The sequence below is a fragment of the Nonomuraea sp. NPDC050691 genome (genome assembly GCF_040654455.1).
Lineage (GTDB): Bacteria > Actinomycetota > Actinomycetes > Streptosporangiales > Streptosporangiaceae > Nonomuraea.
In genome coordinates this window covers 24,277-33,671 of the sequence record NZ_JBFAIA010000083.1, presented here as the reverse complement: position 1 = coordinate 33,671, position 9,395 = coordinate 24,277, and the positions used below count along the sequence as shown (strand labels likewise).

10 protein-coding genes are annotated in these 9,395 nt (G+C 72.1%); 5 read left to right on the top strand and 5 right to left on the bottom strand.

Annotated features, from left to right (window positions below; all coding sequences use genetic code 11):
• Positions 1-96 precede the first annotated feature (96 nt).
• Entirely contained in the window at positions 97-1,146 is a 1,050-nt protein-coding gene (locus AB0H81_RS26430) for an AI-2E family transporter (RefSeq protein ID WP_358379799.1), read from the top strand.
• Positions 1,147-1,300: 154 nt separating this feature from the next.
• Positions 1,301-1,939: an HAD family hydrolase gene (locus AB0H81_RS26425; RefSeq protein ID WP_358379796.1), complete on the top strand. Its 639-nt coding sequence runs from the start codon at positions 1,301-1,303 to the stop codon at positions 1,937-1,939.
• 66 nt (positions 1,940-2,005) lie between these two features.
• Here AB0H81_RS26425 and AB0H81_RS26420 read toward each other — a convergent pair whose 3' ends face one another.
• Positions 2,006-2,563, bottom strand: a complete 558-nt coding sequence (locus AB0H81_RS26420) for a DivIVA domain-containing protein (protein ID WP_358379793.1) — start codon at positions 2,561-2,563, stop codon at positions 2,006-2,008.
• A gap of 109 nt (positions 2,564-2,672) precedes the next feature.
• Here AB0H81_RS26420 and AB0H81_RS26415 point away from each other — a divergent pair, with 109 nt between their 5' ends.
• Positions 2,673-3,440 carry an ATP-binding cassette domain-containing protein gene (locus AB0H81_RS26415; RefSeq protein WP_358379790.1) on the top strand — a complete coding sequence of 256 codons (768 nt, stop codon included), beginning with the start codon at positions 2,673-2,675 and terminating at the stop codon, positions 3,438-3,440.
• A complete protein-coding gene (locus AB0H81_RS26410) occupies positions 3,437-4,108 on the top strand; it encodes a hypothetical protein (RefSeq protein ID WP_358379787.1) in 672 nt (223 codons plus the stop codon). The genes AB0H81_RS26415 and AB0H81_RS26410 overlap by 4 nt, the downstream gene beginning before the upstream one ends.
• 56 nt (positions 4,109-4,164) lie before the next feature.
• On the opposite strand, the gene rlmN is transcribed toward AB0H81_RS26410, so the two are convergent.
• Positions 4,165-5,268 (bottom strand): 23S rRNA (adenine(2503)-C(2))-methyltransferase RlmN, encoded by a 1,104-nt coding sequence (gene rlmN, locus AB0H81_RS26405; protein WP_358379784.1) that lies wholly within the window; start codon positions 5,266-5,268, stop codon positions 4,165-4,167.
• 245 nt (positions 5,269-5,513) lie between these two features.
• Positions 5,514-6,695, bottom strand: a complete 1,182-nt coding sequence (locus AB0H81_RS26400; RefSeq protein WP_358379781.1) for a transposase — start codon at positions 6,693-6,695, stop codon at positions 5,514-5,516.
• A gap of 175 nt (positions 6,696-6,870) precedes the next feature.
• Between AB0H81_RS26400 and AB0H81_RS26395 the strand changes: the two genes are divergently transcribed.
• A complete protein-coding gene (locus tag AB0H81_RS26395; RefSeq protein ID WP_358379779.1) occupies positions 6,871-7,893 on the top strand; it encodes a suppressor of fused domain protein in 1,023 nt (340 codons plus the stop codon).
• On the opposite strand, the gene AB0H81_RS26390 is transcribed toward AB0H81_RS26395, so the two are convergent.
• Together AB0H81_RS26390 and frr are read right to left on the bottom strand one after the other, a co-directional pair.
• Entirely contained in the window at positions 7,873-8,766 is an 894-nt protein-coding gene (locus tag AB0H81_RS26390) for a phosphatidate cytidylyltransferase (RefSeq protein WP_358379776.1), read from the bottom strand. The two genes, AB0H81_RS26395 and AB0H81_RS26390, sit on opposite strands and share 21 nt — an antisense overlap.
• Before the next feature lie 60 nt (positions 8,767-8,826).
• Complete coding sequence (gene frr / locus AB0H81_RS26385) at positions 8,827-9,384, bottom strand: ribosome recycling factor (protein ID WP_358379773.1); 558 nt, start codon at positions 9,382-9,384, stop codon at positions 8,827-8,829.
• Positions 9,385-9,395 lie beyond the last annotated feature (11 nt).

Sequence of the window (9,395 nt, the reverse complement as noted above, 5' to 3'; positions counted from 1 at the left end):
CCGCCCCCCCCGGGGGGCCCCCCGCGCCCGCCGCTGTGGTTGCCCGGAGAGATCCGGGGGAACGCCTCTGACCAGGCATGACGTCGGGGGGGCGGGATGAGGGTGTGGCGTGCGCTGGGCTGGATCGCGCTCACCGCGGTCGGGCTCTACCTGTTCTCCGTCCTGCGCACCGTCGCGATCTCCATCATCGTCGGCCTGCTCCTGACCGCGCTGCTGCTGCCCCCGGCCCGCTGGCTGCGGCGGCGCGGCCTCAACCGGGCGCTGGCCACCACGGCGGTGTTCGCGGGCGGCATCCTGCTGGCCGCGGCGCTCGTGGCGATCCTCGTGCCGCCCACCGCGGACAGCCTCGCCCAGATGCGCACCAGCCTCGGCAAGGCCCTCGGCGACCTCAACGGCCTGGTCTCCCGGTTCGGGCTGAACGGCGAGACCCTGGCCGCCCAGGCCAGGGAGTACCTGTCCGGGCAGGGGCAGAAGATCGCCACCGGGGCGCTCACGGGCGTGCGGACCGTCGGGGAGATCGTCGTGGGCGCGGTGCTGTCCGTCATCCTGGCCGTCTACTTCGTCCACGGCGGCGACCGGCTGTGGCGGTGGCTGACCGAGTTGCTGCCCGCCCCGGCCCGGCCGCGTACCGAGCGCGCCGGTGAGCTGGTCTTCGGCGTCCTCGGCCGCTACATCCGCGGTGTGGCCCTGGTGGGCGCGGTGGACGGGTTGTGCATCGGGCTGGCGCTGTGGCTGCTCCACGTGCCGATCGCGCTGCCGCTGGCGGTGCTGACGTTCGCGGGCGCGTTCCTCCCGGTGGTGGGGGCGTTCGTGGCGGGGCTGCTGGCGGCGGTGGTCGCGTTCGTGGCCAAGGGGTGGGTGGTGGCGCTGGCCGTCGTGGTCGTGACCGTGCTCGTGCAGCAACTCGAAGGACATGTTCTGGCGCCCCAGATCTACGGGCGGTCGCTCGACCTGCCGGGCGCGGTCATCCTCGTCGCCATCGCCGTGGGCAGCCTGGTGGCCGGGATCACGGGGGCGTTCCTCGCCGCCCCGGTGACGGCGGTGATCGTGGCACTGATCCGCGACCGCGGCACCACCCCGCAGCCGTCCCCTCCCGCCCCGGCCCACCCGCCTCCGCTCCCGCCTCAGCCCGCGGACGCGACCTGACCCGCGCCTCGATCGGAGCCTCCACCTCGACCTCACGCCCGCCCGCCCGCCACGAGCGTCGACCCCCGGCTGTCCCCAGGGCGCGGGCCACCGAGGGCAGGTCGGCGGGCCCGGCTGCTCGCGCGGAGATCGCCATGCGGTCATCATGGTCTTCATGCGATGGGTGACGTTCGACTGTTTCGGCACGCTGGTGGACTGGCGGCACGGCATCATGACCAGCGCCGAGCTGGTCGCGCCCGGGCGGGGCGGGCGCCTGCTCGACGCGTACGGACCGCACGAGCTGGCGGTCCAGGAGGAGTCGCCGGGCATGCGCTACCGCGAGGTCCTGGCCGAGTCCCTGCGCCGGGCCTGCGCCGACGAGGGGGTGGAGCTGCGTCCCGACGACGCCGGTGTCCTGGCCGCCACGCTCCCGTACTGGCCGGTCTTCCCCGAGGTCGGCGCCGAGCTGGGACGGCTGCGCGAGGCCGGCTGGCGGCTCGCGCTGCTGACCAACTGCGACAACGACCTGATCGCCGGGACCCGGCGGCGGCTGCCCGTGGCCTTCGACGCGGTGATCACCTCCGAGGACGCCGGCGCCTACAAGCCCGGCCTCGCGCACTTCACCCTGTTCAGGGACTCCTTCGAGCCCGAGCGGTGGGTGCACGTGGCGCAGAGCTACGTCCACGACCTCGTCCCGGCGCACCGGCTGGGGCTGCGCCGCGTGTGGATCAACCGGCATGACGTGCGGCCCGCCGACCCGTCGGTGCCCCAGGACGTCCTGCCCGACCTGCGCGGCCTGGCCGGCCTGCTGTGACGTCCCTCCCGCCGCCCGGGGCCACCACTCCTGGCGCCACGACTCCCCGGGCTACGACTCCCCGGGCTACGACGAGGTGACGCGCTGCTCCAGCACGTCCGAGATGCCCGCGAGGAACGCGTCCACGTCCGCGATCAGGTAGCCCGACCTGAGCAGCACGGTCGCGAACCTCGCCTCCCGCACCTCCTTGGCCGTCACCGGGTACTCGGTGGTGCCGCGCAGCGTCGCCACGATCCGGTCGAGGAACGCGTCGACCTCGTCCTCGTTGTAGCCGGTGCCCATCCGGCCCGGCCGGAACGCCACCCGCTCCACCCGCGCCGCCTGGGACTCGAACCACTCCTCGCGCAGCATCTCCCCGGTGGGCTCCGTCATGGCCAGCCTGATGGGGCTCCTGGCCTGTGTCTCCAGCGCCACCACGAACGCCTCCAGGGCGAAGTCCACGGCCGTCTCGTGGTAGCCGCCGCGCTTGGGGCGGAACGTGGCCCGGCGGACGTCGTCGGCGGTCACGGGCTCCACGTCACGCGCTCCCCGGCCCAGCGTCGACTCGATCCGCCCGATGAGGGCGTCGACCTCCGCCGGGTCATATCCGGAACGCATGCCCATGACGCGCGGAAAGCGGTTCAAGCCCACTCCTCCCGGAATCTGCTGAGGGGTTGGATCTCGGATGGGTTCGATCTCTATTGTGGGGTTCTTTAGCCCGACGATGCGAGCCGCCCTATACCGTTACAGCACCATGTGGCTCACTGAGGTCTCTTTCCGCTACCGAAGGCGTGACCGTTACGTCATCGAGGCCGCCGAGGCCCACCTCTCCCCCGGTGACGTGGTGGAGCTGACGGGGCCCAACGGCGCGGGCAAGTCCACGCTGCTGCGCCTGCTGGCCGGGCTCACGCGCCCCACCTCCGGCGCCGTCACCGGCCGCCCGGCGATCGTCGGGTACGTCCCCGACCGCTTCCCCACCGGGCAGTCGTTCACGGTGGCCGGCTACCTGCGGCACATGGCGCGGGTCCGCGGCGGCGCCCGCTGGGAGCCGTGGGCCGAGCGCGTCGGGCTCGACGGCTTCGCGGGCGTGCGGCTGGGCGAGCTGTCGAAGGGCACCGCGCACAAGGTGGGCCTGGTGCAGGCCCTCATGGCGGAGCCCGGGCTGCTGGTGCTGGACGAGCCCTTCGCCGGCCTCGACCGGGACACGCGGGACGCGCTGCCGGACATCGTCACGGAGGTGGCGGCGCGGGGCGGCATCGTGGTGGCCAGTGACCACCAGGGCGGGATGGGGGCGGTCGACGGGCTGCGGCTCTGGTCGTTACGGTCGGCCCGCCTCGTCGAGCATCCGCCGTCGTCGTCCCCGCCCTCGTCGTTCCCGCCCTCGCCGGCGGAGCCCAAGGCCGCGGAGGACCTGGTGGCGGTGGAGGTCAGCGTGCCGGCCCGTGACCTGGACGGCTTTCTCCGGCGGATGCGCGACGACGGCTACCCGGCCCGGGCCCTCACCGGGGAGGAGACCACGTGATCGCCCTGGCGGTCTTCCGCGTCGCGGCCTACGTGCGCTCCCACCGCGCCTACCAGGCCCTCCTGCCCATCCTCTTCGTCATCGCCATCGTCTACGCCAGCCGCGCGCCCCGCGGGTCGGAGGCGGCGGCGCTGACCGACTCGGCGGTGCTGATCATCCCGTTCCTGGCGTGGGCGGCGAGAGGCCTGCTCGACACCGAGCCCGACGAGCAGCGCGCCATCTCGGCGACCGGTGTCGGCGGAGGCGGACGCGAGGTGACCGCCGGGCTGCTGGCGGCGCTGGTCACGTGCGCGGCGTTCGCGGCCCTGACCCTCGGCTGCGGGCTCGCCCTCGGCCTGTCCGCCACACCGTCACGTGAGGTCGTCATCGCGGCGGTGGTGCTGCACGCCCTCGCCGTCCTGGCCGGGGTCGCACTCGGCGCCCTGACCAGCCGCCCCATCGTGCCGTCGCCGGCGTACTCGATCATGGCGCTCGTCGCGGGCTTCCTGGCGATGCTGCTGCTCGGCGTCACCCCGGCCTACTGGCTCACGGTCCCGGTCACGGCCTGGATGAAGGCGGCCGGAGCGGGGCGGCTCGTGGCCGAGCTGCCGGAGCTGACCGTCATCTCCCTGGTGTGGTGCCTGGTGGCCCTGGGCGCGTACGCCTGGCTACGCCGCGGGAGGCCGTGACGGCTGTGGGCTCGGCGGGTGGGGCCGGGTTGGCTCTGCCGTAACAGAAGGAGGTCTCAGGCATCCGCGGCGGCGAGCTGACCGCAGGCGCCGTCGATCTCCCGCCCCCGCGTGTCGCGGACCGTCACCGGCACGCCGTGGAACTGCAGCCGCCGCACGAACGCCCGCTCGTCCTCCGGACGCGAGGCCGTCCACTTCGAGCCCGGCGTCGGGTTGAGCGGGATGAGGTTGACGTGCACCAGCTTGTTGCGCACCAGCTTGCCGAGCAGGTCGGCCCGCCACTCCTGGTCGTTGATGTCCTTGATCAGCGCGTACTCGATCGACACCCGCCGCTTCGTCTTCGCCGCGTACGCCCACGCCGCGTCGAGCACCTCGGCGACCTTCCACCGCGTGTTGATCGGCACCAGCGTGTCACGCAGCTCGTCGTCCGGCGCGTGCAGCGACAGCGCGAGCGTCACCGGCAGCCCCTCGTCGGCGAGCTTGCCGATCGCCGGCACCAGGCCCACCGTCGACACCGTGACGCCGCGCGCCGAGATGCCGAGCCCGTGCGGCGCCGGCTCCACCATGCGGCGCACCGCCCCGATCACCTGCTTGTAGTTGGCCAGCGGCTCGCCCATGCCCATGAACACGACGTTGCTGACCCGGCCGGGGCCACCCGGCACCTCCCCGGCCGCCAGCGCCCGCGCCCCCGCCACGACCTGCTCGACGATCTCGGCGGTCGACATGTTGCGGGTCAGCCCGGCCTGGCCGGTGGCGCAGAACGGGCAGTTCATGCCGCATCCGGCCTGCGACGAGACGCACATCGTGGCCCGGTCGGGGTAGCGCATGAGGACCGACTCCACCAGCGCCCCGTCGAACAGCTTCCACAGCGTCTTGCGGGTCGTGCCGCCGTCGGTGGCCAGCTCCTTGACCGGCGTGAGCAGCGACGGCAGCAGCGCCGACAGCTTGTCCCGCGAGGCCGCGGGCAGGTCGGTCATCGCGGCCACGTCCGTGGTGAGACGCTCGAAGTAGTGCCGCGAGAGCTGGTCGGCGCGGAACGCCTTCTCGCCCAGCTCGGTGACCGCGGCCCGGCGGTCCGCCATGGACAGGTCGGCCAGGTGCCGGGCGGGCTTCGCCCTGCGCGGCGCGACGAACGTGAGCTGACCTGGCTGCTGGGACACGGGACTGCCTTCTGCTAGAGGGGGTTACCGACCAGGGTAGTGAACGCTCGGCGCGCGGACGTCATTCCGGGCACCTTCCCCTGCGGAACTTCGGCCCCATGAGCACCTCCACGACAACGCCTCGCGTCTCCACGCGCGGCCGTTCCCCGGAGCCCCTCATCGCGATACCGCTCGCCCCCGGGTCCTCCGCCGATCTACAGTCATCTCGTGTGACTCCTCCGCTCCCTGAGGGGAGTGGCTTCTCGCTAAGCCGCTTCCGCAGCCTCACGAAGGGCAAGCCCTGCCCTCAAGATGTTGATCGCCGCGTTCACGTCGGCGTGCGCGGCATGCCCGCACCCCTGGCACCGGAACTCGGCTTGGGTGACGCGATTCTCCTTGGTGCAGCACCCGCATCGCGCGCAGGTACGGGAGGTGTTGTGGGGCGCGACTGCGATCAGCTCTCGACCGGCGCCTTCAGCCTGGTACGCAAGAATCGTCAGGAACACCCCCCAACCCGCGTCGAGAATCGAACGGTTGAGCCCGGACTTCTGCTCGACGTTGCGCCCGGGGGCTTCGACTGTGCCGGACGCCGAGCGGGTCATGTTGGTGATCCGCAGGTCCTCGTGTGCGATGAGGTCGTAGGCGCGGACCAACGCCAGCGCGGCCTTGTGCGCGCTGTCGAGGCGCTGACGCCGCACCTTGGCGTGCAGGGCGGCGACACGGGCCACAGCTTTGCCTCGCCGCTTGCTGCCTCGCTTCGTGCGGGCGAGGTTTCGCTGCGCGTTCGCGAGGCGGTCGGCGGTCGAGGCCAGGTGCCGTTGGTTGTCGATGTGGTCGCCGTCGCTGGTGGTCGCCAGCGAGACGACGCCCATGTCGATGCCGGCGACCGCGCCTGTCGTGGGCAGCGGCCCGGCGGGCACGTCGTCGCAGGAGAGCACGAGGAACCAGCATGCGCCTTCCCGTTTGACGCTGATCGTCTTGACGGTGCCGGACACACGCCGGTGCTGGTGGACCCGCACGTGCCCGATGCCGAGCAGGTAGACGCGCGGCCCCGGATCACGCCGTCGGGAGTCCCACGCCGCCCCGTTCTTGAGCGCAGGCCATTGCACGGTGTCGAACCGGCCCCGGCCCTTGAAACGCGGGTACCCGGCTTTGTGCCCAGCCTTCGCCCTGCGGAAGAACGCCGCGAACGCCCTGTCCAGACGGCGCAGGGTCTGCTGCTGGGAACCTGCCGACCAGCGGCCCTGACCGTGGGGGTCCGCCGTGCGGATCTCCTTCAGCTCCGCCGACTGGTCGCCGTAGCGGACGGTCACGCCGGCCTTGCCGTAGGCGGTGCGGCGGTGCTCCAACGCGGCGTTGTACAGCTCCCGGTGGTTCTCCAGGCACTGCGTGAGCGCGGCGGCCTGCTTGCTGGTGGGACGGAGCAGGAACTTGACCGACCTGCGCACGCCCACCTCCCCCGTTCTGTGACGAGAAGACCACGATATCGCCGGGCGCCGACGAATTCGGAAGGACATCTGTGATGCGCAGACCTGGCAGGTCAGGGCACGCTCGGGCCTTGGCGGCCCTCCCGCTCCCGATTCCCCCGACGGCTACAGCCGCCGGTCCCCTCGGGAGGTTCTGATGGCGATTTTCCGGTCGGCGTCTGGCGAGGGGCGGGCCGAGGTCGTCCTCACCGCCGGCAACCCGTACGGCAGCCGCACGCTCGTGATCGAGCGCGACGAGGACGCCTCGGTGGCCTACCTGTGCTCGCCCGGCGGCGCCGTGCACGGCGCCGTGTGGCTGGCCAACCACCGCCCTGCCCCGCCGGTGGTCGATCTGGCCCGCCTCAACTCCGGCCGTCCGCCGCTGATGCCGCGGCCCGGCACGACGCATCCCGCCGGTCGCGGCCCGCTCGGCCGGCTGTCGGTCCTGTGGTTCGAGGAGGGCGACGGCGTCGCGATCTACGAGGACGACGAACTGCTGGCCGTCATCCCGGGCTGGGCCGACATGAGCAGGGGCATGCCCGGCTACGCCCGGGACGCGGTGGGCGAGTCGCCGTTCGCCTGGGCGCTGTCCGAGGCGCTGGAGGGGCTGGCGCCGCGCATCTCCAACGCCCGCTCGTACTGGCTGTGGCGCCACGCGGAGGGGTCCTGGCCGTCGTTCCAGCAGTTCGCGATGAGCCACCTCGACCGGGTGCTGGGCCGCGCCGGCCGTTACTGGGACGCGAGCGGCGAGCGGCTGCCCACGGTCGGCATCACCGAGCGGCCGCCGCACGAGGAGCGGGAGTTCACCGTGCTGTCCACGGTCGGCATGAGCTGCCAGCGCATGCCCACGGTCGAGCAGTGGATCGACAAGCCCGGCGCGTACGCGCGGATCGAGCTGGCCGTGGCGACCCGCGACGACCCGCGGGAGGCGGCGCTGCTGCTGGTCTGGCTGGCGCAGTATCCCTGGCACTCGGTCACCTGGCTCGGCCACGGGCACACCGCCAAGTGGTACCACGAGCCGTCCACGTTCCCGCTGGGACCGCGCTACGCGGGGGTGCTCATGCTGGCCGACCCTCCGGACATGCCTGACATGTCGGGGTTCACCTTCGGGGGCGAGGCGGTGCGCTGGCTGTGGCTCACGCCCATCACGGCCGAGGAGCTAGAAGAACATCGCCATTAGCAGCCACACCGGCACCAGCGTGGTCACCAGCGAGTCGAGCCGGTCCATCAGCCCGCCGTGGCCCGGCAGGATCGTGCCGAGGTCCTTGATGCCGAGATCCCGCTTGATCATCGACTCGATCAGGTCGCCCACGGTCGCCAGCACCGCGGCCAGCGCGCCGATGATCGCCCCCTGCCACAGGTGGCCGTCGAACAGCCAGGTCACCAGCCACGCCCCGACCACGGTGCAGGCCACGACCGACCCGGCGAGCCCCTCCCAGGTCTTCTTCGGGCTGATCACGGTCAGCTGGTGCCGGCCGAACAGCACCCCGGCGACGTACCCGCCGATGTCGCTGGCCACGGTCACCGCGATGAACACGATCACCCGGTCGCGGCCGTCGCCCGGCGCCAGCAGGAGCGCCACGAAACCGGCCAGCAGCGGCGGGTAGACCAGCAGAAAGACCGAGCCCGTGGCGTCACGGACGTACCCGGCGGTGCGCCCGGCCGCGCCCTGGCCGCCCCCACCCTGGCCGGCCGCGCCCTCGCCGTCCCCGCCCGCGAACATCCGCCAGATCAGCATGACGAACACCGACACGACGAACACGCCGAGCAGCCACGCCGGCCCGCCCCAGTACGCCCCGGCCTGCATCGCGGCCATCGAGACCAGCACCGGCACGACCGGCACCCGGATGCCGCGGGAGGCGAACGCCCGCGTCATCTCGACCACGCCGACGCCCACCGCCGCCACGACCACGACCAGGAAGAGCTCCTTGATCGTGTAGAGGGACGCGATGACCAGCGCGCCCAGCCCCACGCCCACCGCGATCGCGGCGGGCAGGTTGCGGCCTGTACGGCTGCCGCCGCTGGGGCTGCCGCCAGCCGTACGTTCTTCCACAGAGACTCTCCATAAGCCACGGCCCCCGCCATCGGGCGAGGGCCGTGCGGCGGTCGCCGCTCAGACCTCGAGCAGCTCGGCTTCCTTGTGCTTGAGCAGCTCGTCGATCTTGGCGACGTGCTTCTGCGTCAGGTCGTCCAGCTCCTTCTCGGCGCGCCGGACCTCGTCCTCGCCCGCCTCGCCGTCCTTGATCATCTTGTCGAGGATCTCCTTGGCGGAGCGGCGGATGTTGCGCACCGACACCTTGGCGTGCTCGCCCTTGTTACGGGCCACCTTGATGTACTCCTTGCGGCGCTCCTCCGACAGCTCGGGGAACGTCACACGGATCACCTGGCCGTCGTTACCGGGGTTGACACCGAGGTCGGAGTCGCGGATCGCCTTCTCGATCGCGGCCATCGAGCCCTTGTCGTAGGGCTGGATGATGACCATGCGGGCCTCGGGCACGTGGAACGAGGCCAACTGCTGGATCGGGGTGGGCGAGCCGTAATACTCGGCACTGATCTTGTTGAACATCGAGGGGGTGACACGTCCCGTGCGGATGCCCGCGAAGTCCTCCTTCGCGACCGACACGGCCTTGTCCATCTTTTCCTCGGCTTCGAGGAGGGTTTCGTCGATCACAGCGGCTCCCT

Coding starts and splice junctions, on each gene's coding strand:
- AB0H81_RS26430 (WP_358379799.1), top strand. CDS start 97: ATGAGGGTGTGGCGTGCGCTGGGCTGGATCGCGCTCACCGCGGTCGGG.
- AB0H81_RS26425 (WP_358379796.1), top strand. CDS start 1,301: ATGCGATGGGTGACGTTCGACTGTTTCGGCACGCTGGTGGACTGGCGG.
- AB0H81_RS26415 (WP_358379790.1), top strand. CDS start 2,673: ATGTGGCTCACTGAGGTCTCTTTCCGCTACCGAAGGCGTGACCGTTAC.
- AB0H81_RS26395 (WP_358379779.1), top strand. CDS start 6,871: ATGGCGATTTTCCGGTCGGCGTCTGGCGAGGGGCGGGCCGAGGTCGTC.